This window comes from Microcoleus sp. K4-B3, assembly GCF_036704615.1.
Taxonomy (GTDB): Bacteria; Cyanobacteriota; Cyanobacteriia; order Cyanobacteriales; family Microcoleaceae; genus Microcoleus.
Genome location: NZ_JAUBSF010000051.1, coordinates 18,303 through 39,570, shown reverse-complemented (window position 1 = coordinate 39,570; position 21,268 = coordinate 18,303). Strand labels below are relative to the sequence as shown.

General features: G+C 46.1%; 18 protein-coding genes. 11 read left to right on the top strand and 7 right to left on the bottom strand.

The annotated features are described in order from the left end of the window. Positions 1-12 precede the first annotated feature (12 nt). Positions 13-225, top strand: a complete 213-nt coding sequence (locus tag QUA78_RS20300) for a hypothetical protein (protein WP_333301406.1) — start codon at positions 13-15, stop codon at positions 223-225. Positions 226-455: 230 nt separating this feature from the next. Here QUA78_RS20300 and QUA78_RS20295 read toward each other — a convergent pair whose 3' ends face one another. Further along, positions 456-2,105: an NAD(P)H-hydrate dehydratase gene (locus QUA78_RS20295; RefSeq protein WP_333301407.1), complete on the bottom strand. Its 1,650-nt coding sequence runs from the start codon at positions 2,103-2,105 to the stop codon at positions 456-458. Between the two features lie 114 nt (positions 2,106-2,219). On the opposite strand from QUA78_RS20295, the gene mnmA reads away from it, so the two are divergent. Continuing rightward, the gene (mnmA, locus tag QUA78_RS20290; protein WP_333301408.1) at positions 2,220-3,311 is read left to right on the top strand and encodes a tRNA 2-thiouridine(34) synthase MnmA; all 1,092 of its coding nucleotides are present in this window, start codon (positions 2,220-2,222) and stop codon (positions 3,309-3,311) included. Between the two features lie 489 nt (positions 3,312-3,800). On the opposite strand, the gene QUA78_RS20285 is transcribed toward mnmA, so the two are convergent. Together QUA78_RS20285 and QUA78_RS20280 are read right to left on the bottom strand one after the other, a co-directional pair. Continuing rightward, positions 3,801-4,283: a TerB family tellurite resistance protein gene (locus QUA78_RS20285; protein ID WP_333301409.1), complete on the bottom strand. Its 483-nt coding sequence runs from the start codon at positions 4,281-4,283 to the stop codon at positions 3,801-3,803. A gap of 552 nt (positions 4,284-4,835) precedes the next feature. After that, complete coding sequence (locus QUA78_RS20280) at positions 4,836-5,417, bottom strand: hypothetical protein (protein ID WP_333301410.1); 582 nt, start codon at positions 5,415-5,417, stop codon at positions 4,836-4,838. A gap of 750 nt (positions 5,418-6,167) precedes the next feature. Here QUA78_RS20280 and QUA78_RS20275 point away from each other — a divergent pair. The 8 genes from QUA78_RS20275 to QUA78_RS20240 all read left to right on the top strand — a co-directional run bounded on the left by QUA78_RS20275 (position 6,168) and on the right by QUA78_RS20240 (position 12,353). Beyond that, complete coding sequence (locus tag QUA78_RS20275; RefSeq protein WP_333301411.1) at positions 6,168-6,494, top strand: hypothetical protein; 327 nt, start codon at positions 6,168-6,170, stop codon at positions 6,492-6,494. A 268-nt stretch (positions 6,495-6,762) separates the two neighbouring features. After that, positions 6,763-6,909: a SpoIIE family protein phosphatase gene (locus QUA78_RS20270; protein WP_333301412.1), complete on the top strand. Its 147-nt coding sequence runs from the start codon at positions 6,763-6,765 to the stop codon at positions 6,907-6,909. Then, positions 6,884-7,048 (top strand): SpoIIE family protein phosphatase, encoded by a 165-nt coding sequence (locus QUA78_RS20265; protein ID WP_333301413.1) that lies wholly within the window; start codon positions 6,884-6,886, stop codon positions 7,046-7,048. The genes QUA78_RS20270 and QUA78_RS20265 overlap by 26 nt, the downstream gene beginning before the upstream one ends. Positions 7,049-7,125: 77 nt before the next feature. Continuing rightward, positions 7,126-7,704 (top strand): DUF6272 family protein, encoded by a 579-nt coding sequence (locus tag QUA78_RS20260; RefSeq protein ID WP_333301414.1) that lies wholly within the window; start codon positions 7,126-7,128, stop codon positions 7,702-7,704. A 45-nt stretch (positions 7,705-7,749) separates the two neighbouring features. After that, complete coding sequence (locus QUA78_RS20255; protein ID WP_333301415.1) at positions 7,750-8,094, top strand: slr1659 superfamily regulator; 345 nt, start codon at positions 7,750-7,752, stop codon at positions 8,092-8,094. 70 nt (positions 8,095-8,164) lie between these two features. Then, complete coding sequence (locus QUA78_RS20250) at positions 8,165-9,637, top strand: adenylate/guanylate cyclase domain-containing protein (protein ID WP_333301416.1); 1,473 nt, start codon at positions 8,165-8,167, stop codon at positions 9,635-9,637. Positions 9,638-9,883: 246 nt separating this feature from the next. Next, the gene (locus tag QUA78_RS20245; RefSeq protein WP_333301417.1) at positions 9,884-11,533 is read left to right on the top strand and encodes an ABC transporter substrate-binding protein; all 1,650 of its coding nucleotides are present in this window, start codon (positions 9,884-9,886) and stop codon (positions 11,531-11,533) included. A gap of 160 nt (positions 11,534-11,693) precedes the next feature. Then, entirely contained in the window at positions 11,694-12,353 is a 660-nt protein-coding gene (locus QUA78_RS20240; protein ID WP_333301418.1) for a pentapeptide repeat-containing protein, read from the top strand. A gap of 194 nt (positions 12,354-12,547) precedes the next feature. Here the strand turns inward: QUA78_RS20240 and QUA78_RS20235 are convergent, their stop codons facing one another. The 4 genes from QUA78_RS20235 to acnB form a co-directional block, all read right to left on the bottom strand. Next, entirely contained in the window at positions 12,548-12,928 is a 381-nt protein-coding gene (locus tag QUA78_RS20235; protein ID WP_246276847.1) for a cupin domain-containing protein, read from the bottom strand. Between the two features lie 107 nt (positions 12,929-13,035). After that, complete coding sequence (locus tag QUA78_RS20230; protein WP_333398986.1) at positions 13,036-13,449, bottom strand: nucleic acid-binding protein; 414 nt, start codon at positions 13,447-13,449, stop codon at positions 13,036-13,038. Between the two features lie 35 nt (positions 13,450-13,484). Next, a complete protein-coding gene (locus tag QUA78_RS20225; RefSeq protein ID WP_333301421.1) occupies positions 13,485-13,898 on the bottom strand; it encodes a hypothetical protein in 414 nt (137 codons plus the stop codon). A 70-nt stretch (positions 13,899-13,968) separates the two neighbouring features. Next, positions 13,969-16,584: a bifunctional aconitate hydratase 2/2-methylisocitrate dehydratase gene (acnB, locus tag QUA78_RS20220; RefSeq protein ID WP_333301422.1), complete on the bottom strand. Its 2,616-nt coding sequence runs from the start codon at positions 16,582-16,584 to the stop codon at positions 13,969-13,971. 570 nt (positions 16,585-17,154) lie between these two features. On the opposite strand from acnB, the gene QUA78_RS20215 reads away from it, so the two are divergent. Continuing rightward, on the top strand, positions 17,155-21,189 hold the full coding sequence (locus QUA78_RS20215) for an EAL domain-containing protein (RefSeq protein ID WP_333301423.1): 4,035 nt from the start codon (positions 17,155-17,157) through the stop codon (positions 21,187-21,189). Positions 21,190-21,268 lie beyond the last annotated feature (79 nt).

Sequence of the window (21,268 nt, the reverse complement as noted above, 5' to 3'; positions counted from 1 at the left end):
CTTTAGGTGCTGATGGGTGGAAAGACAAAGGTCATCAACATCCGGGCGGTCAACCTTTACTCTCTCTTGTGGAACAAGCACAACTTTTTCAAAGTTTACAAACTCCTCCCGCTGATGGAGGATGATGGAACAGTCGTAAAGTTGCTGAGCGGATCAGTTGGTCGCCAAAACCCAGAGCTTTATCATTCCGGTGTAGCCGGAATTGATACAGCAGATTCTAGGTAAGTGAGGTACATAGCAGAGATAGAGGACACGGCAGTGCCGTTTCCCTACGGTGATCGATCGCTTGACGCGTGTACTTCATAAACGTGGAATCTGCTGTATCACTTATTTAAGTTAAGTAGGACTACTTAACAAGATAAGTTGGTCAACTTAATTAAACGTAAAATACGATCGCGCGTTAGAGCCCCGACTTCTTAAAAAAGTCGGGGCTCTGGGTATTTTGTCAATATAGACTAAGCAAATTCTCGCAAAGCTGGAATTAAATACTGTGTCAAAGTAAAGGCATCTACTCCTAATTCCGTCCGTTCTTTGGCAGCCATGATTCCGGCTTGAGCGTGCCACCAAACTGCTGTTGCTGCAACTGATTGCGGGGAGGATTTGCGGGCGATCGCACTTGCTAATAGTCCCCCTAACAAGCCTGTGAGAACGTCGCCGCTGCCGCCTCTGGCGAGGGCTGGGGTGCTTTCGGGATTGAGATAGGTGATGGTACGTGAAGCGCAGCTATCCCGTAGGGAATCGCCGTCATCCTCCCAACTTATGCAAACTCTGGCTCCTTTGAGCAATATTGTTGCACCGCAAAGCTGAGCTGCTGCTTGAGTTGCGGCAATTCGATCGTCGCCGGTTTCGTCGGCTAATTCGGGAAATAAACGCTTGAATTCGCCCGGGTGAGGCGTGATAATTGTCAGTGCTGAGCGTTCGGACAAAATCGGGACTGTGCCGAGTTGAGCGAGGATATTTAAACCGTCAGCATCTAACACCAGAGGTCGATCGCTCTCCAGTACAGATTCTACAGCTATTGCCGCTTCCAATGTCAGACCTGGCCCTGCGGCGATCGCATCATAGGTTCCCAAATCAATTGCTACTGGCAACTCGCTAATTGCACCGCTTTGGGTTTCGGGACATCCTATAACTAATGCCTCTGGCAACTGACTGCTCAACATCGGTTTGATCGACTCAGGAACAGCGATTGACAGCATTCCGACACCGCTGGCTCTTGCTCCCAATGCAGACAAAATTGCGGCTCCGCTGTAGCGGCGGGAACCTGCAATAATTAGTAAGTGACCGTTGATGTATTTGTGCGAAATTGGCGATCGGGGTAACGGCAAATGCTGAGTTGCCGATGCTTTTGTAATGCGTTGTATTGCCGGCGAGTCGCCCAATATTGCAGCAATATCTGCTGCGGGAATATCAAAATCAATTAATTCGGAACTGCCGATATATTCTAATGCTCTGTCTTGCAAAAATGCCATTTTCCACAAACCCAAACATAATGTATGTTTGGCCCGGATTGCCCTTCCCAAAACTTCTCCGGTATCTGTATGAATTCCGGAGGGAATGTCTATACTAAAAACGGGGATGTTTAAATTATTTATTTCGTCAATAGCTGCGGCCGTAGCGTTATTAATTTCTCGTTCTAATCCAAATCCAAATAAACCATCTACGAGCAAATCGCAGTTTTTAAGCTGGTCAATTTTGTCAACAAATGGAATATTTAAACAACGCGCATAATCAGCGTGATTTTTGGTTAGTTCTTTGAGTTTAGAAAACGGGCAGTAAATAACTACTTGGAACCCTTGAAAGTGCAATTCGCGGGCAACAACCAAAGCATCGCCGCCGTTGTGTCCCGGCCCAACCAATACGCCGATAACTGGCAATTGAGAATTAACAAGATTTTTCCCTTCTTCCCTTTTCCTTCTATCCGTTAAATCCCGTACACTGCTAGTTGCCAAACTTCCTTCCCCCTTCAAAAGCTCCTGAATGCGTCTAGCAATCAGTCCCGCGACTTTTTCCATTAAAGCTGGGACTGGCATTCCAGCAGCAAAGATTCTGGTTTCTATTTGCCGCATTTGGTCGGCGGTGACAACAAATTTTTGAAGAGTCATATTAGTGCTAAAATTTCAGCTAACAGCAGCAGTGGCAAGTTGTAGTATCTTTGTGGTATAATAAATTAGCTCGATCGAACTAACTCACAGTAAAATAGCAATTTCTCTCCAACCATGAACAAGATTGTTGTAGGCCTCTCCGGCGGGGTCGATAGTTCCGCAGCAGCCGCAATTTTACACCATCAGGGATATGAAGTGGTGGGTTTAACGCTGTGGTTGATGAAGGGCAAAGGTCAGTGCTGCTCTGAGGGAATGGTCGATGCAGCTAAAATTTGCGAAGATTTGGGCGTTCCCCACCACATTGTTGACAGCCGCGAGGTCTTTCAGGCAAGTATTGTCGATTATTTGGTGGAAGGTTACAGTGCAGGAATTACGCCTCTGCCTTGTTCGCAGTGCAATAAAACTGTGAAGTTCGGGCCGATGCTCAAGTATGCTCGCGAAGAACTCGGAATTGAAAAAATCGCTACAGGGCACTACGCTCGGATTACTTACGATGCTGCTACTGGTCGCTATCAGTTGCTGCGGGCGATCGACCCTGCGAAAGATCAGTCTTATTTCTTGTACGATCTAACACAGGATTTGTTGGCGGGTACGGAGTTTCCTTTGGGGGGAATTACCAAGACTGAAACTCGCAGAATTGCGGCGGAATTTGGCTTGACAACTGCTGATAAGCCGGAAAGTCAGGATTTGTGTTTAGTGGAAAGTAACGGTTCGATGCGGGCTTTTCTGGACAAGTACATTGCGCCGCAAAAGGGTGACATTGTGGACAAGTCAGGGCAGGTGCTCGGACAGCATGACGGCGTGCACCACTACACTATCGGCCAGCGGAAGGGACTCGGAATTGCTGCACCGGAACCGCTGTACGTGATTGAACTTGATGCTGCTGGCAATCGGGTAATTGTGGGCGATCGGCAGTTGGCAGTAGAATCTGAATGTACAGTCCAGAAAGTGAATTGGGTTTCTGTGGCGGAACCCATGGCTCCGATTCGGGCTCAGGTACAGATTCGATATCGATCGCACCCCGTCCTCGCTACAATTGTTCCTGTGGAATCATCCCAAGCAGAAGAAAAAGCCGGCGGTACAAGAGTTAAGTTGATTTTTGACGAACCGCAGTTGAGCATTACCCCCGGACAAGCGGCTGTTTGGTATGACGGAGACGTGCTGTTGGGCGGCGGCATCATCGAAAGAAACCAACTCCCAAATTAAGGCAAGGGGCGGGCTAGAAGCCCACCCCACAAGAAACCACCCACAAACAAACTCACTCTTTGTGGAACAGGCATCTTGCCTGTTTGCGATCCCCACCCACAAACAAACTCACTCTTCGTGGAACAGGCATCTTGCCTGTTTGCGATCCCCATCCACAAAAAACTCACTCTTCGTGGAACAGGCATCTTGCCTGTTCCAAAAGGAAGTTTATTTTTGATTTCACGCCGGAGTGCCTGAGTCCTCAAGAGCGATAATTGATATTAGCGAATGTCGATACAAGTCGGCCAAACTGTAAGGGCGGATTCACTCTTTTTCTGCGATTCGCATCCAGAATATTGATAAAGCCTCCCCGACCTAGCGACGATCGACAGTAGCAAATGTGGAACAGGCAAGATGCCTGTTCCACAACGATCCCCACCAACAAATTCAATCAGCCTTGCAGAGCAACTTTTGGGGGCCTTTTGATTGCCTCGCCTGCTCAGAGATAGATTAATAGGGGCTGTTCTCAGGATATAAGAGCTTAATGCGCTTTTGGTGTAGTGCGGATTCTTCTTGTTGTAGCTGCTCTAACTGGTCTACTATTTCTTCTTTTACCCCTAAAATAGAAGCCATTTGCCGAATTTTTGCCTTTTCCTGTTCATGAGATTCTCCATCAGCAGCACAAACCCAAATTGCAGTGAGAAGTATATCTCTTTGTGCCTTAGATACTTGAGGAGAGCGAGCAATAACTTCTTCTATAGCTTCATCCCCTTCATATGTTTTTAGCTCTTCTATCACCCAGTCTGCTACTCCCCAAGATGCACAGAATCCAAGAGCCCAATCTTTTTCTTCTTGTGAGAGAACTCCATCTGCTTTAGCGCAACATAAAACAGATTTCATATAAATGCAAGAATCCTCATCTGTAGGAATCTGGTTAAAACCAAAGAACCAATTCATTATCCACGACGAACCAAGTTTTTTGATGTCAGACATGAGTTTTATTCCTATAAACTAATTTTATGTGGTTTTTTTTGAGTGTGTCTTTTGAATCCTATTTAGAATTTTACGGGGTGACAAACCGGTTGAAAGGATTGCTAGGCAAGGTTTTGAGTAGAGTGACCTCAAAAAAGATGACTCTGCGGTACTTAGTATACTAAATTATTAGTTTTCTGGTGTGCTACACCATAGCTGGCGGGGATTTCAAGGCAATCGCCCCGATTTGAGCAAGTTGGCTCATGCGCGAGCAGATGTAAATAATCTTGAAGCTTTGCCTAGCAGAGCTTTGAGGATAAATTTAAGCTAACGCGATCGCACTAAGTACGGAAGAGCCAAACTTCAAAGGCTTTGCCATCCCTCGACAAGAGCGAGCGTCATTAATCCTACTACTTTTTTTAAGCTGATTGCTCCGACAACTGTGAATGAGTGCACCCCGATAAAAGGGTTTTAAGTCGTGACACCCACCCCACAAGAAAACTTGCTCTTTGTGGAACAGGCTTTCGGGCCTGTTCCAAAAGGAAATTTATTTTTCATTTCACAGGGGTACATTTACCTAACTTTCTTTTCCAAGCGCAACACATTTCCCCTAGCATTAGTGCGGTAAACCCAATTTTGCCTGCCATCAGAAACCACAACCCGCCAACCTTCGACAATCATTTGACCGCAAATTTCATCAGCTTTTGCGAGTCCTAAACAAGTATTTGACCAACTTTGTCTGCTCGATTCAGTTACTTTCAACTTGTCTGCAGCAATGCCAGTGGAGCGCGACAAGTTTTGGCGAACTGCTGCTGCTACATTTGCGGGCAATTGTTTCGGGGGATTTTGGCGCGTCGTCTCGGCCAAATTGCCCGGTTCGGAAATTAGACTATTGAGTGCCAATACCGAATAGCGGATTTTTTGGGACACCGTGGCTGCGGAAAATTGCTGCGCCGTTTGCTGCGGTTGGCTTTCCAACTGGCTGAGGGAAAGTTTGAGAGCGCCCGCGTTAGCTGCAGCGGTGTGTCTTAGCGCCGGATACATTTCCCATACCAGAATTCCTGTCAGCACCAAAGCCAAGATTACAGGATTGGGCTGCTTTTGGTCTCGGTTTTTATTCTTGGGAGATTTATTTTTGGAGATTCTTTTCATCATACGCCCTCTGCCTCACTTTACACAATGCGCGATCGCTCCTGAACACTCAACTGCAGATACTGATTGAGACACTGTTGGTGGTGCTGTTAGTTCCTTTGTGCAGAACCGACTTGACTGCTGGTGTGGCACAAGTAATTCCTACTCGCTGCCGGTACTTGTGTTTCAGGAAACTTGCACTACCCAGTTATTACTTAATTTTTACTTTTTGTCTCAGGGTATTAAGAAAAATTTATGCTTAAGTAAATATTCTTAAAAGCCTCTAATCCGACCCCTGAATCTCAGTACAAATTACTATTCTTCGTTCCAAAACTGCTAAACGTGTTTTAGACTGTGGGAGGCGAGCTGAGCCAAGGATATCACAGGGATGCCGCAAAATTTGTTGCAACAGGACGAAAACGCATTAGAAATTAAATCAGCTATCGCTGATTAATTGTATTAGCATTGTGGTTTTCTAGAGCGATCGTCCCCGAAACTACTTTAGTAGCGATCGCTACTTTTTTAGTACAATATTGTTGAAATCTATCGACTATGAACAGAAAATCCCTGGGCATCCATTTAATGAATCGGCTGAGCTATCCTCAAAAATTTACCTTAATCGGTTTCATATTTGGGCGTTGCTGATTTATGGTATGAAAGGCTAAATATGCCTGTCATGGAAACCAGTACCCACAAAGCTTGGGGATTTTCAACTTATTTTTTTCATACCCTGATTAAGCAACGCCCATATTTGCAATACCGTTAACCTTGGTCATGTACCTGCTGATTTCGGAAATTAACAGCAGGGTTGATTTTCCCCAAAAAGAAATCTACGGAAATCAATACCTGCGCTCGCTGCGCCAGTGGAGGGAATACATACCGAAACTTCAACTCTTAAATTATCAGCCTTTAAATACAAATTTAAGCCTGCCAGATACGAGAGCTGATTTAGAAGCTAAGATGGACGCGAACTTTCAATCCCTGGTTAATACCGAGATCCAGCTCGGAAACCTATTAATTTATACTGAAAAGTTTATTAAACTTTATCAAGATTGGCAAAACTTCAAACTTCGCCACAGTCAGTGGAGTTTAGAAAATTAAGATTTTGTATATCAACGTTTAGCTGGCGACATTGATAGACTGAGCGCTCGCGTCTGGGATACTTCCAATCTGATTTCAGATCCAGATTTGGATACCTATTTGATGAATGCTACTTTGCTGAAGCTTCCAGAGATGGAAAAAACCTTGTCAGAGATTAAGCTAATTTATCAAAAAATTAGCCTGCATTCCGATGCCACACCAGAGGAAAGAGCGCAACTAATTACTCTTTCGAGCAGACGGTTCTGTCGAGCGGTTTGATACGGTCGATTTGGGTTTCCCGATCGGGCTGGATGCAGATATTGCTGAATTTGTTGCTGAAAAAATTGTGCAGTTGCATTCAGGAGATGTGGTAGTGCTGTACACTGATGGGATTACGGAAGCTGAAAATATTGATAAAGTGCTTTACTTTAGATAGGTTAATTGAGGTAATAGAGATTAATTGGCAGCGTTCGGCTGCCGAAATCAGCCACGCTGTAATTAAGGACGTGCGATCGCACATCGGCGAACAAAAAGTTTTTGATGACTTCACATTGCTGGTACTCAAACAAAAATAGTTAATTAAATCTCTCTTCTCAAGCTTAAAATATATACAGTAATGTTTCTCTTCTCAAACTTTACCTCTCACATCGATATGATTCAGACTTTCGGCGATTTCATCGAGTGGTCAGCTAGCCAAGAATACTTAATAATTGGCTTTTCTCCGAGTTCGGTTCCCCTGAAGCAGCGGTGGCGGAACAACGGTTTGTCGGCGGATTTTCTGGCTGACTACTTGACGACTTTTTTTCCGGGAAATGAAGACGACCCCTCGACAATTGAAAGACAAGCTGAAATGAAAAGCGCTGTTAGCTACATTGCTAACGAGTTATTAGAAAATGCTATGAAGTTTAATGATGAAACCTCGGAGTACCCGATCGACATTAAACTGCAATTAGAGAGCGACAGAGTGATTTTCTCAGTTGCTAACAGTATCTCTCCGCAAGCTGTGGAAAAGTTTCAGGCTTACATTCAGCAGTTGCTGGCTTCCGAGCCGAGCGAGCTTTACATTCAGCAGTTGGAAAAAAATGCTGCTGACGAAAGGTGTAGCCATTCTGGATTGGGTTTGTTGACCATGCTCACCGATTATACCGCCAAAATTGGCTGGAAATTCCAGACCGTGCAAAAAGACCCGGAAGTAATTGCGGTGACAACTATGGTGCAATTAACAGTATAAGCAACGCTGGCGATCGATAATATCTAAGGGACTTTTTTTGCGACAATGGAAATTAACACAGAAGATTACCGGATCTGTTACGATCCAGCAACGGCAACCGTGAGTTTTTTTGGCTCTCTCAGGCTGAGGGGGCCTGCAGAGTACGCACCGATAGTGCAGTTTCTGGGCAAGGCGGCCGACGTGCAACAGACGAAAATAACCCTCAATTTGCAGCAGTTAGAATTTTTGAACAGTGCTGGCATCAATATGCTGTCGAAGTTTATTATCGAGGTGCGACAAAAAGCTCGGGTGCAAATGGCAGTACAAGGTTCTCAACGCATAGCTTGGCAAGGTAAATCTTTGAAGAATTTCCAGCGCCTGATGCCTGGTTTGCAGTTGGAATTAGTATAGACACACGATTACTTTTAGGGTACGGGCTGTTGAGCAATTTTATGTTAGTCGAGGCGCAAATTCTCAGGTTATGCTGGAAGAAGAACCATCTAGAGAACACCTACTTTTAGAGATAGAAAGATTGCGCCAGCAAGTGGAAGACTTGAAGGAGGAAAAAGCGGATCTGGAAATCTTGCTGGAAACTACTGCTGAACATTCCGATACAGTTGAAAGTGAGTTGCGCTATCGGGCATTGGAGGCGGTGCGGGAAGGCGAAATCAAGCTGGCTCAATTTCTGGAAGCGATTCCGATCGGCGTGGCCGTCCTCGATTCTCAAGGCAGACCTTACTACGTCAATCACGCCGGACAGCAGTTACTCGGTAAAGGGGTTTTGCCGTTAAATGCAGTTGAGGATTTGTCAGAAAGTTATCAAATTTATATCGCGGGAACTGATACTATTTACCCTTACGAGAATTTGCCTATCGTCCGAGCTTTGAGGGGCGAAAGCGCGACATCTGACGATCTCGAAATTCATCAACCCGATAAAAAAGTTCCCGTTGAAATTTGGGGTACGCCAATTTTTGACGCTGGGAAAGTTGCTTTTGCGATCGCAGTTTTTCAAGATGTCACGGAACGCAAACAAGCTGAAGCCGATCGCCATAAATTTATTAAAAAACTATTTGAACTCAATCTAAATTTGGAAAAATCCCTGGATGCTGAATCAGAATTAACTGATGCCTACGGGCGATTTGTGCCTCATCAATTTTTAAATTTGTTGGGATATGAAAGTATTATAGATGTCAATTTAGGCGACCAAGTGCAGCAGGAAATGTCAGTGCTGTTTGCGGATATTCGCGACTTCACGGCGCTTTCGGAAACTATGACGCCGCAACAAAATTTTAATTTTATCAATGCTTATCTTTCGCGGATGGAGCCTGCCATTACTAGCAATAACGGGTTTATTGACAAATACATCGGCGATGCAATTATGGCTCTGTTTAGCGACTGTGCAGATGATGCAGTTAAAGCGGGTATTGCGATGCTAAATATCCTAACTAATTACAACGAACACCGTCAAAAAGTCGGCTACATCCCAATTCAAATTGGCATTGGCATCAATTCTGGCTCTTTGATGCTGGGGACAGTTGGGGGTAAAAGCCGAATGGACAGCACTGTGATTAGCGATGCTGTTAATTTGGCATCTCGCATTGAAGGATTGACCAAAGATTACGGCGTACCTCTGTTAATTTCTCAGCAGACTTTGGAACGGTTGCGAAATCCGGCTGATTATGCTATTCGCATTGTGGATAAAGTACAGGTAAAAGGAAAATCTCAATATGTCGTAGTCTATGAGGTATTTGATGCCGATCCGGCAGAAATTAGGTCGGCTAAGCTAGCAAATTTGCCCGTATATACTGAAGCTATGTTACTGTGCGATCGCAAGGAATTCCGGGAAGCGGGAAAATTGTTTGAAGAGTGTTTGCGGAAAAATCCCAGCGATCCGGTAGCTCGTATTTACCTGAAACGCTGTCGAGATTGGCGATCGCTCCTCAAAGGAATTTAAAGCAAGTTATTAGTCATTAGTCATTAGTCAACACCTCGGACTGTTTTTGATTACCAACCGTAGAATGACGGTTTCAAGGCGATCGCACTCGCGACCTCAGAAATCCGGTTTCTGACTATATTGCTCGTTAATAAACCTAGGATGTGTGCGAAAAACCAAGTTTATAGCCCACCCATGAGTAAACCCTGAAACTCTCTGGAGTGTTGTGATAATATTATGAGTAATTTGGAGTGTCAAAAAAAGACGATGAGAATCAACAAGCAGCAGCCTAGAATATCTATAAAACCTTCAGTGATTAAAGCTATAGCTCTGTTCTGTCTGTGCTGCTTGTTAACTGCAAGCTGCGGACAGAGGGCCAATCGATCGGTGAATGCGAGCGGCGAAAATGTTAATAACCGCGTTACTATTGGCACAACCTTGAAATTGCGGACGATCGACCCTGCGGACGCTTACGAAACCATATCAGGACAATTGCTGCGCAATTTGGGCGACACTCTCTACACCTACGAGTCTGGAACTACAAAGTTAATCCCCCACTTAGCGACAGCAATGCCAAAAGTTAGCCAAGACGGATTGACATATACAATCCCTTTGCGTCAAGGCGTTATTTTTCACGATGACACACCGTTTAACGCCGCAGCAATGGAATTTTCCTTGCAGCGGTTTATCAAAAATGGCGGCAGTCCCGCTATGTTGTTGAGCGATGCAGTAGAATCGGTAAAAGCCACGGGCGAATACGAATTAACTTTTCAACTCAAAAAGCCTTTTACTGCTTTTCCTTCCCTGTTGACATTTTCCGGTATGTGTGCGGTTTCTCCGAAAGCTTACGAGATTGGGGAGGGTAAATTTAAACCCGATACGTTTGTGGGAACAGGACGTTACAAGCTGGCGAAGTACGGCAGCGATTCTCTCAAGTTTGACGTGTTTGACAAGTATTGGGGTGAAAAGCCGGTTAATCAAGGAATTGACATTTTGCTGCTTTCTAGTTCGTCAAATTTGTTCAATACTTTTCAGACTGGTGCGATCGATGTGGCTTATTTGTCTCTGGATGCAGACCAAGTTCAGAGCTTGGACGAGGGAGCAAAAAAAGGGAAATGGCAGGAAATCGCGGGGGAAAGCAGTACGGTTAGTTACATGGCGCTGAATACCAAGTCTAAACCGCTGGACAAGTTAGAAGTGAGACAGGCGATCGCAGCAGTGATGGATCGCCCCATGATTAACGAGCGCGTACTGCGGGGACAAGCACAACCGCTTTACAGTCTGATTCCCACAACCTTCGACGTTCAAAAACCGATTTTTAAAGAATTGTACGGCGATGCTAACACGACAAAGGCTAAGGAACTTTTAACGAAAGCGGGATACTCGGCCACAAATCCTTTTGTTCTGCCACTTTGGTATCCTTCATCTTCCACAAAACGAGCTTTAGTGGCGAGTATGATCGAGGCGCAAGCTAAACTCAAAATGGACGGGATAATGCAGGTAGAAATTAACAGCGTTGAATCTCCGACTTTGTTTCAAAACATAGAGAAGGGAATTTATCCTGCGGTTTTAGTGGATTGGTCTGCCGACTTTTTTGACGCTGACAATTACATTCAGCCGTTTTTAGATTGTGCCACTGGTTCGGAGGCTGGGGGCTGCTCCAAGGGTGCAAGTCAAGGTCAGGGTTCGTTTTATTATAGCGATCGGGTAAATCAACTGATCGACAAGCAACGAAAAGAAGCAAACCCTCAAACCCGCAAAGCCCTCTTTGCCGAAATTCAAGATATACTGGGTCAAGATGTACCTTTTATCCCTCTTTGGCAGGATAAGGACTATACCTTTGCTCAGAAAAATATTACCGGCGTCCGTTTAGAACCGACGCAATCTTTTCCTTTTTGGTTCCTGAAAAAGCAATAATTCTTTACAAGAATTTGCAGGAGTTGAAACGTCAATTATTATTGCATATTTTCTGCACAACAGGGTGATGATTGTCACAGTTTATCAAAGAGACCCATCACCCAACCCTCTCAAAAAATGTGGGATATTATTAAAGAGAGATATTGCTGAGGGTAAGTATATGAAACTTGGGATTTTAACAACAACAGGGCTACTGATTGCGATCGGTTTTGCCTCGGGAGTAAAAGCAGAAAACGTATCACAAGTCAAGCAACTATTAGAAACTAAAAAATGTAGCAAATGTGACTTGACAGGAGCGCAACTTGCTGGTATGAATCTGAGCGGAGCAGATTTGAGCGGTGCGAATCTGCGGGGTGCAAATTTGAACGGTGCAAATTTGAACGAAGCCAAATTGAACGAAGCAAATCTGAAACAAGCTAAATTGCAAGGTGCGAGTTTAATTGGGGCTAAATTGCACGGTGCCAATTTGGAGGGTGCTGATTTGAGCCGCGCTAATCTGAGTCTGGCGGGTTTAGTAATTGCCAGTTTGAAAAATACCAACCTCACCAGCGCTAATTTAATCGGTGCTAATTTAGAAAGCGCCGATTTGGCGGGTGCGAACCTGAGAAATGCTCGCCAGTCTGTTGCGAATTTAGCTAATATCAGCCTCAGAGGTGGCAGTGTATCGGGAATGGACGTACAGGGAGTCAACTTGCGGGATGCAAATTTGACCAATGCAAATTTGAACGGTGCAAATTTGAACGGTTCCGACTTGACTGGTGCTAATTTAAAGAATGCCAATATGGCAAATGTAGATTTGAAAAACGCTTCTCTGCCGTAGGACGATCGCCAATTGCTATATCAAACTCTGGTGCTTAACAAGCTTAATATAATAATGTAGGGGCAATTTCAAAATTGCCCCTACATTTTTTTTATTTGTAGGATTTATCTCGTTTCCGGTCGCTGCGTGGGTCATTGTTCGGTGTGAGAAGCTTTTCGCTGGCATCTGCGATTGCTTCATATTTTGATGTCGGATCAATCTTCTTCCTGAGTATCTTGGGCGAAGCGGATAATGTCATCATCGCCGAGGTATTCGCCATTTTGGATTTCAATCATCACCAGGGGAATAACGCCTGGATTTTCTACGCGGTGAGCAGTATTCATGGGAACGTAGGTTGACTGTTTCTGCATGAGAATCGTCTCTTTGTCGTCGCAAATAACTTTAGCGGTACCGGAGACGACAACCCAGTGCTCGCTGCGGTGATAGTGCATTTGGGTGCTGATGTGGTGTCCCGGTTTGACTTCAATGCGATTGATCTTGTAACGATCGCCCGCGTCTATGACTGTAACTTTGCCCCAAAACCGGGTTTGTGTGCGGTCGTCAATTTTTTCGATTGTGTCCACTGTTTCCACCATCCTGTTTATCTCGCTAACGGTGTCTGCAAAAATAGCTGTAGTTATAAAGTATATCAGAAGGAAAGTGCGGTCGGGTTTTTGCTTAGTTTTTATCCCAGACTCAAGCTTTATGAGATTAATCGCCATTCGCGAGCATCCACAAACTGAGACAAATGCCCCACATTTGTTGTAGCAATTACCACCTCATTGACTTCACTTCCCTCCAATATTGCTTGAGCCGCTAGAATCACATCCCCGTCAAGTGCATTGGGTTCTGCGGTTGGTCTTCCTCTCCTTCTCGCGTCAGCCCACAACTGAGCCGCTAAAAGCATTACCTCTGTAGTCAAAGGACGGTATGTAAGGACATTCTTGAATAGGTCAAGTTTTCTGATACCTCTCTCTTTTCCCGCTCGAATCAATTCTCGCCGCACCTCATAGTCAGCAATTTCAGGCAGGATTACCATTTCGCCATTTTGTAGTAAGGAGTCTAGCCAAAGTTGGCATTCCAAATAAGGAGGTTTGGCTTGAGGGTTTGTTACCATTCCTAATGGGCCAGAATCCAAAATAATTATTCTGCTCATTGAAACAAGGGTCGATTAGACATCCGATCTTCATCGATCACTTGTTCTAGATATTCCGCAGTTTCTTTTTGCTCTTGTTCGTCATCCTCTTCTCGCCACGATCGCAATAATTCAATTGCACCTTGATTTCTTTGTATCCGTTCCTCCAGCGACAGTTTAGTAATGTCTATTTGCTCAGATATCTGGGCTGGCTCGGACAAGACTGGCTTTACTGTCACCGTTTCCAGAAATAAGCGCATCATCTGAAGTAAATTCGGCCAATATTCTCTGGGAGTTTGCTGAATTACGCGGAGAAATTCTGCGATCGGCTGGCTTAACGGGCGATCGCTTTCTTTGTCTTCAACCGTAGGAGTTTCGGGCGCGGATTTTACTGTCCCTTGGCTTTCGCTGCTTAAAACTTGTTCGGACATAATTACTTTTTTCCTTTCTCTCATTTACTCATATTATAAATAAAAGGCGGGCAATTGCCCGCCACACTTTTTACTTGCTCAACACACCATCGGGAATTCCCAAAATATCCTCAATTCGAGGCATATCTTCCAAAGCAATCACTCGCCCTTCATCCTCAAATCCAGCAATTCGATCGAAATTCAAATACCGATACAAATCACCAGCGAAAGGATCGATTCTCTTCGACACAATGTCATTGTATTCTTGGACTGTGGGGATTCGACCTAACAGCGAACAAACTGCCGCTAATTCTGCCGAACCGAGATAAACTTGCGCGTCTTTGCCCATGCGGTTGTTAAAGTTGCGAGTAGAAGTTGAAAACACCGTTGTCGCATCTTTAACCCGCGCTTGATTGCCCATACAAAGACTGCATCCGGGCATTTCTGTGCGAGCTCCAGCAGCTCCAAAAATGCTGTAATAACCTTCTTCTTTGAGTTGCTGTTCGTCCATCCGAGTTGGCGGACAAATCCACAGGCGAGTTTTCACTTCCCCTGCACCTTCCAACACCTTCGCAGTGGCGCGGTAGTGACCGATATTTGTCATGCAGGAACCGACAAATACCTCGTCAACCCGATCGCCCGCAACCTCACTCAACAACTTAACATTATCCGGGTCGTTGGGAGCAGCCACAATTGGCTCTTTAATCTCGTTGAGATCGATTTCGATGATTTCAACGTATTCCGCATCAGCATCTGCCTCCATCAACACTGGATTAGCCAGCCATTCCTCCATCTTCGCCACCCGGCGCATCATCGTCCGCGCATCTTGATAGCCCCGCGCCACCATGTTTTTCAGCAGCGCGACATTGGAACGAATGTACTCAGAAACAGTCTCTACGCTCAATTTAATCGTGCATCCGGCGCAAGAACGCTCGGCCGTCGCATCGGTCAATTCAAAAGCCTGCTCGACCTTCAAATCTGGCAAACCTTCAATCTCCATAATCCGCCCAGAAAAGACGTTCTTCTTATTCTGTTTTGAGACTGTCAGCAAACCTTTTTGAATCGCCACATAGGGAATTGCATTCACAACATCTCGCAGGGTTACTCCGGGCTGCAATTCGCCTTTGAACCGCACTAAAACTGATTCCGGCATATCCAAAGGCATGACGCCCAAGGCGGCAGCAAAGGCCACTAATCCCGAACCCGCAGGAAAGGAAATTCCCAAAGGAAAACGAGTGTGAGAATCGCCGCCAGTTCCCACTGTATCCGGCAATAACATTCGGTTCAGCCAAGAGTGAATAATGCCGTCTCCGGGACGCAAAGCTATGCCGGCGCGCTGTGACATGAAATCGGGTAATTCATGGTGAGTTTTGACATCAACTGGTTTCGGATAAGCGGCGGTGTGGCAGAAACTTTGAATTACCAAATCGGCGCTAAATCCCAAACAAGCAAGTTCTTTCAATTCGTCCCTAGTCATAGGCCCGGTGGTATCTTGCGAGCCGACTGTTGTCATGGCTGGTTCACAAGATGTACCGGGACGAACGCCGGACAAACCGCAAGCTTTTCCTACCATTTTTTGTGCTAAGGTGAAGCCTTTGCCGGTATCAGCGGGAATAGTCGGGCGGGTAAAAATAGTGCTTGGTTCTAGTCCTAAAGCTTCGCGGGTTTTGTCGGTTAAAGTGCGTCCAATTAATAGCGGAATTCGGCCGCCGGCGCGAACTTCGTCTAGAATTGTGTCGGGTTTGAGGGTGAAGGTGGAGATGATTTCTCCGGCTTCGTTGGTAATTTCGCCTTTGTAGGGATGGATGGTAATTACCATTCCTGTTTCCATTTTGGAGACATCGCATTCGATCGGCAAAGCGCCGGAATCTTCAGCGGTATTGAAGAAAATCGGGGCGATCGCACTTCCTAAAATATAACCGCCGCTGCGCTTGTTCGGCACAAACGGAATATCATTGCCAATGTGCCACAGCACCGAATTTATCGCCGATTTCCGCGAGGAACCGGTGCCGACAACATCGCCGACGTAGGCTACGGGATGGCCTTTTTGCTTCAAATCTGCGATCGTTTGCAGGGCTCCTGGTATCTTACTTTCCAGCATCACCAAAGCGTGCAGGGGAATGTCGGGCCGGGTGGTAGCATGAGGTGCTGGCGACAAGTCGTCAGTATTCGTTTCTCCGGGAACTTTGAAGACTGTAACGGTAATGACTTCCGGCAGTAGGGGGTGGCTGGTGAACCACTCGGCTGCGGCCCAAGAATCGACTACCTGCTTGGCGTAGGGATTGGTATCGGATAAAGTCAGAATGTCGTGGAAGGCGTCGAATACTAACAGGGTTTTGCTCAAGGCCCGGGCTGCGGTAGCGCCAATGGCGGTTTCGGCAGTGGGATTGAGCAAATCGATTAAAGATTGGACGTTGTAACCGCCCATCATTGTCCCCAGCAGGTAAACTGCCCATTTGGGGGTAATTAGGGGGCTGTGGATTTCGCCTTTAGCAATGCCGGTTAAAAAACCAGCTTTGACGTAGGCGGCGCTGTCTACTCCGGGCGGGACGCGATCGCGCAATAATTCTATTAAGGTTTCTTCTTCTCCAGTCGGCGGATTTTTCAGCAGTTCACACAGTTCCGACGTTTGCTGGGCATCTAGCGGCAGCGGTGGAATTCCCAAAGCGGCCCGTTCGGCAGCGGTACGGCGGTAAGATTCAAGCATTCTCCTCTCTCCTCGGATAGTATTCGGTGGTTGGCAAGCAGGTGACTTTACTTTTTAGATTAGGAGCTTCCCCTGCACATTGGGTAAAGTACCTCGCCATACATAAAAACTTAACGCAACTTTAAAAACTGTAGATTTTCATACCAAAGACAGATGTACTCTCCACCGAGATTGCATCATATCAAACTCCAGCCGAGCAGTTTAGGGCGTTCATTGGCATTGTTCTGGTTAAGATAAATGTGTTGTGGGCTACTGTCGATCGTCCTCTGCATCCATTCCTAACAAATTAAGCTAGGAAAGCATTTGTCAATCAGCAATTATGCTCAAAATTTACTCAGATTTTGGGTAGAAAACTCAGATTCGGGCGATCGAGGAATCATGCCGAGCGCCATATTTATGCCCACTCACTCTCAAATCGCAAATTTTCCACTCCTAGAAAAGCAGTTTTTTTGAGTAATCTTACTGTTTGACAAATGAAATTCAGTCTTCAGTTGTTACCAATCTCTGCATCTGAAATCGTCATTTACCAGAAGTTTAAAAAAGTTGTCCTGCTAATGGATCGATTAACAAATGGAAAGTTTTATCCCTGAAAACTCTGAAGACTGTCAGGGCTGTGCCTCCAAGCCAGACTTGTACAAAGAGCTGCAAGGAACGACAGAATTACTGCTGACGATCGGCAACTCGATGCCAATGCCCCTGATAGTCAGCAGTCTGGCGGACGGCACAATTCTTTATAGTAACGATTTATGCCGTCAGGCTTTCGGGTTCACGGCCTTCAAGTCGATCGAGCGCCAAAAAGCCGAAATACTTTACCACAACCCCGCAGACCGCCAGGAATTGCTGTTGCGGCTCGCCCGCAACGAACACGTCCGCGAGACAGAAGTCCGGCTTAAAAAAGCTGACGGCACGCTGTTTTGGGCAAGTGTATCGATGCGATATCTGACATTGGTGTCGGGGAAAGCTGTTCTGTCGGTGTTCAGCGACATTACCGATCGCAAGCGAGCCGCCGCGAAGGAGCAGGAATTGCTCGCGTCAATCCACTTGCGGGCCCGCCAGCAAGCGGCCGTCGCTTACTTGGGGCAGCAGGCCCTGGCTGAAACAGATTTGTCCGCACTGATGGACAAAGCTGCGGTTTTAATTGCTCAAACGCTGGACGTTGATTATTGTCAGTTGTTAGAACTGTTGCCCTCTGGCCATGCTTTTATGCTGCGAGCGGGGGTTGGCTGGCAGCCGGGCCTTGTCGGCAGCGCTACTGTTACCGCTTCTGCCCGATCGCAAGCAGGTTACACATTGCTAGTGGGCGAACCGACTATCGTCGAAGATTTGCGGGTGGAAACGCGCTTTAGCGAGTTGCCGCTGCTGCACAACCACCGGGCTGTCAGCGGCGTCACTGTCATCATTCCCGGCAATCGGGGACTGGGAAGCAACTGGGGACAAGCAGAACCAGCGAACAGTTCCTCCTCGCCGGCCTGGGGCATTTTAGGGGTGCATACCAGCCAAGGGCGGGTTTTCAGTCAAGATGACGTTTATTTTGTAGAAGCGATCGCCAACGTATTAGCCGCGGCGATCGAGCGCATCATATCGCAAGAACGCTTACAAATGATGGAACGGGCGATCGAAAGTTGCAGCAACGGCATTGCAATCACCGACGCGACCGTTGCAGATAATCCAATTATTTATGTCAATCCCAGTTTTGAGCGGATCACCGGTTATCGCAGAGACGAGTTAATGGGGAAAAATTGCCGATTTTTGCAGGGCACCGACAGGGACACCGCCGCTGCCAAACAATTGCGAGTTGCGATTGAAGAAGGGAGAGAATCTCAAGTTATCCTGCGCAACTTTAGGAAAGACGGCACGCCTTTTTGGCACGAACTGTCGATCGCTCCAGTTTACAACTCGCGGCGACACTTAACCCACTTTATTGGAGTGCAAACAGACATTACCGACCGCCAGCGCTCGGAAGAAGAATTATTTTTAAATTCTCAAGCTTTAGCAGCTTTTAGCGCTAATCTCAAACACTTGCACCGGATTACAACTTATCATTATCAAAACTTTGAAGAACTGGTTGACGATTATCTAACAGCAGGCTGTTTGATGTTTGGACTTTCTATAGGGATCATGGCTGAAGTTGAGAGCGAAACTTTTATTGTGCAGGCCGCGAAAACAGATTTAGGATACTTCGTGCGAGGCTTAGAATTGAACCTCAGCGATACTTACTGCGCCGCAGTCATTAAGCTCAACAAAACAGTTGCGTATTCTCATATAGGAGCAGACATAGAGATGCGCGAACATCCAGCTTATCAAAGCTGCAAATCAGAATCTTACATCGGAACGCCGATATTTGTTAACAATAAAACCTACGGAACTTTGAGCTTTAGTTCGCCACAGATAAAAAAAAGAAAATTCAAGTACGAGGAAATAGAAATCATAGAATTGATGGCTCAAAGCATCGGTAAAATTCTGGCGGTTCACCAAATGGAAGTCGAACGCCAGCAGGCTGAAAAAGAGCGATGCGAGTTGATAGTATCTCTCCAAGAAAGTGAAGAACGCTATCGCCGTTTAGTAGAACTATCTCCCGAAGCGATCGCCGTTCACAGTCAAGGGAAAATCGCCTACATCAATGCTGCCGGCGCTAAACTCCTGGGTGCGAGCTCTCCCGATGCCCTAATCGGCTTTCCGGTATTGCATTTCGTCCATCCAAACTATATGGAAAAAGCCAGAGAGCGCATTCGGCAAGTCGAGAAAGAAAATAAGCCGATCGACCTTGCCGAACAAAAACTGATGCGGCTCGACGGACAAATAATAGATGTTGAAGTTGTCGGCATCCCCGCTACTTATCAAGGCTCGACCGCCGCCCAGATTATTATCCGAGATGTCACCGAGCGCAAGCGAGTAGAACGACAACTGCTGCACGGCGCTTTTCACGATGCGCTGACGGGTTTGCCCAACCGCGTTTTGTTCATCGACAGGCTAGGACAAGCCATCCGCCGATCCAATCAGTCCCCCGATTACAAATTTGGTTTACTTTTCCTAGATTTAGACCGCTTCAAAGTAGTTAATGATTCTTTAGGACACGTTTTAGGAGACAAACTGCTAGTCGCCCTCGCGGATCGGCTGCAAACCTGCGTGCGGGCTTCTGATACCGTGGCTAGGCTGGGGGGAGACGAATTCACCATCCTGCTAGACCACATTCAGAGCCTCAGCGACGCGACCCTAGCAGCTAAAAAGATACAAAAAGAACTGACGATGCCGTTTCATATCGAAGGGCATGAAGTATTTACCACTGCTAGCATTGGCATTGTTTTCAGTCGAGGCGAAACCGCCGAGAGTGGCGAATCAAATCTCTACACTCACCCGGAAGAATTCCTACGCGATGCTGACATCGCTATGTACCGCGCTAAAGCTTTGGGCAAGGCCCGCCACGAGGTGTTTAATTTGGCGATGCACGACCAAACTATGTCGCTGTTGCAGTTAGAAAATGACTTGCGGTTGGCTATTTTGGGCAAGGAGGAATTAGGGGAAAGCAAGAATCAATGTTCGCACTTTATTGTGCACTACCAACCGATTGTTTCGATCGCCAGCGGTGCGATCGAGGGTTTTGAGGCTTTGGTGCGCTGGCAGCACCCGGTTCGGGGTCTAGTTCCGCCGTCTATTTTTATCCCTGTAGCTGAAGAAACAGGTTTGATCGTGCCTCTGGGAGCCTGGGTGTTGCGGGAAGCTTGTCAGCAATTGCGCCTTTGGCAAGAAATGTTAACGGAGGAAGATGGAAGAAGTTCGATTGAAGTCAGAAAAAGGAAGAATGAAGAAGGAAGAGGGAAGAGGGCAACGGGCAATCTACGGAATTTAACTGATTTAACGGATAGAGGGAATGAGGAACAGGGAAGAAGGAACAGGGAAGAAAGAATCGGTAAAAATTCACCAATTCCTAGTTACCAATTCCCGATTACCGATTTCCACTCCCCTGTTACCAACTCCCAATACCCAATTACCAATACTTCGGCTACGCTCAGTACAAGTTCCCAGTTACCTATTCCCAATTTTCAATTACCAATTATCGATCCTTCGCAATTAACAATGAGCGTCAATCTTTCTCCGAAACAGTTAGGTCTGGCGAATTTGATCGAGCAAATCGATGAAATTTTAGCAGAAACTGGCTGCGATCCGAGCTGTTTAAAATTGGAGATTACTGAAAGCGCGCTCGTGGAAAATGTGAAGAAAGCCAATATTGTGCTCGCCCAATTAAAAAATAGAAATATTCGATTGTCGATCGACGATTTCGGTACTGGTTATTCGTCTTTGAGTTACTTGCACCGCTTTCCGCTGGATACGCTGAAGATCGATCGATCTTTTGTGAGTCGCTTGGGGGCTGTCGAAAACGGTGACGGCGGGGGTCAGCCTTTGCAGATTGTGCGGGCGATCGTGACTTTGGCTCACAATTTGGGATTGAATGCGATCGCCGAAGGTGTGGAGACAGCCGAACAGTTAGCACAGCTTCGAGAACTAGGCTGTGAATTAGCTCAGGGATATTGGTTTTCTAAACCTTTGGACAGTTCCGCAGTGACAGAAATGCTGATAAATCTCGGTAATAGAGCAATTATCAAGTGAGTGAGGTACAGATTGGTAATGGGGAATGGGGAAGGGGAAATTGGTAATTGGTAATTGGTAATAAAGTGAAGTATGGTAC

What these genes read in the sequence shown, in the direction of transcription:
- QUA78_RS20300 (WP_333301406.1), top strand. Translation starts at nt 13, where the DNA reads ATGGGTGGAAAGACAAAGGTCATCAACATCCGGGCGGTCAACCTTTAC.
- QUA78_RS20295 (WP_333301407.1), bottom strand. Translation starts at nt 2,105, where the DNA reads ATGACTCTTCAAAAATTTGTTGTCACCGCCGACCAAATGCGGCAAATA.
- mnmA (WP_333301408.1), top strand. Translation starts at nt 2,220, where the DNA reads ATGAACAAGATTGTTGTAGGCCTCTCCGGCGGGGTCGATAGTTCCGCA.
- QUA78_RS20285 (WP_333301409.1), bottom strand. Translation starts at nt 4,283, where the DNA reads ATGTCTGACATCAAAAAACTTGGTTCGTCGTGGATAATGAATTGGTTC.
- QUA78_RS20280 (WP_333301410.1), bottom strand. Translation starts at nt 5,417, where the DNA reads ATGATGAAAAGAATCTCCAAAAATAAATCTCCCAAGAATAAAAACCGA.
- QUA78_RS20275 (WP_333301411.1), top strand. Translation starts at nt 6,168, where the DNA reads ATGTACCTGCTGATTTCGGAAATTAACAGCAGGGTTGATTTTCCCCAA.
- QUA78_RS20260 (WP_333301414.1), top strand. Translation starts at nt 7,126, where the DNA reads ATGATTCAGACTTTCGGCGATTTCATCGAGTGGTCAGCTAGCCAAGAA.
- QUA78_RS20255 (WP_333301415.1), top strand. Translation starts at nt 7,750, where the DNA reads ATGGAAATTAACACAGAAGATTACCGGATCTGTTACGATCCAGCAACG.
- QUA78_RS20250 (WP_333301416.1), top strand. Translation starts at nt 8,165, where the DNA reads ATGCTGGAAGAAGAACCATCTAGAGAACACCTACTTTTAGAGATAGAA.
- QUA78_RS20245 (WP_333301417.1), top strand. Translation starts at nt 9,884, where the DNA reads ATGAGAATCAACAAGCAGCAGCCTAGAATATCTATAAAACCTTCAGTG.
- QUA78_RS20240 (WP_333301418.1), top strand. Translation starts at nt 11,694, where the DNA reads ATGAAACTTGGGATTTTAACAACAACAGGGCTACTGATTGCGATCGGT.
- QUA78_RS20235 (WP_246276847.1), bottom strand. Translation starts at nt 12,928, where the DNA reads ATGGTGGAAACAGTGGACACAATCGAAAAAATTGACGACCGCACACAA.
- QUA78_RS20230 (WP_333398986.1), bottom strand. Translation starts at nt 13,449, where the DNA reads ATGGTAACAAACCCTCAAGCCAAACCTCCTTATTTGGAATGCCAACTT.
- QUA78_RS20225 (WP_333301421.1), bottom strand. Translation starts at nt 13,898, where the DNA reads ATGTCCGAACAAGTTTTAAGCAGCGAAAGCCAAGGGACAGTAAAATCC.
- acnB (WP_333301422.1), bottom strand. Translation starts at nt 16,584, where the DNA reads ATGCTTGAATCTTACCGCCGTACCGCTGCCGAACGGGCCGCTTTGGGA.
- QUA78_RS20215 (WP_333301423.1), top strand. Translation starts at nt 17,155, where the DNA reads ATGGAAAGTTTTATCCCTGAAAACTCTGAAGACTGTCAGGGCTGTGCC.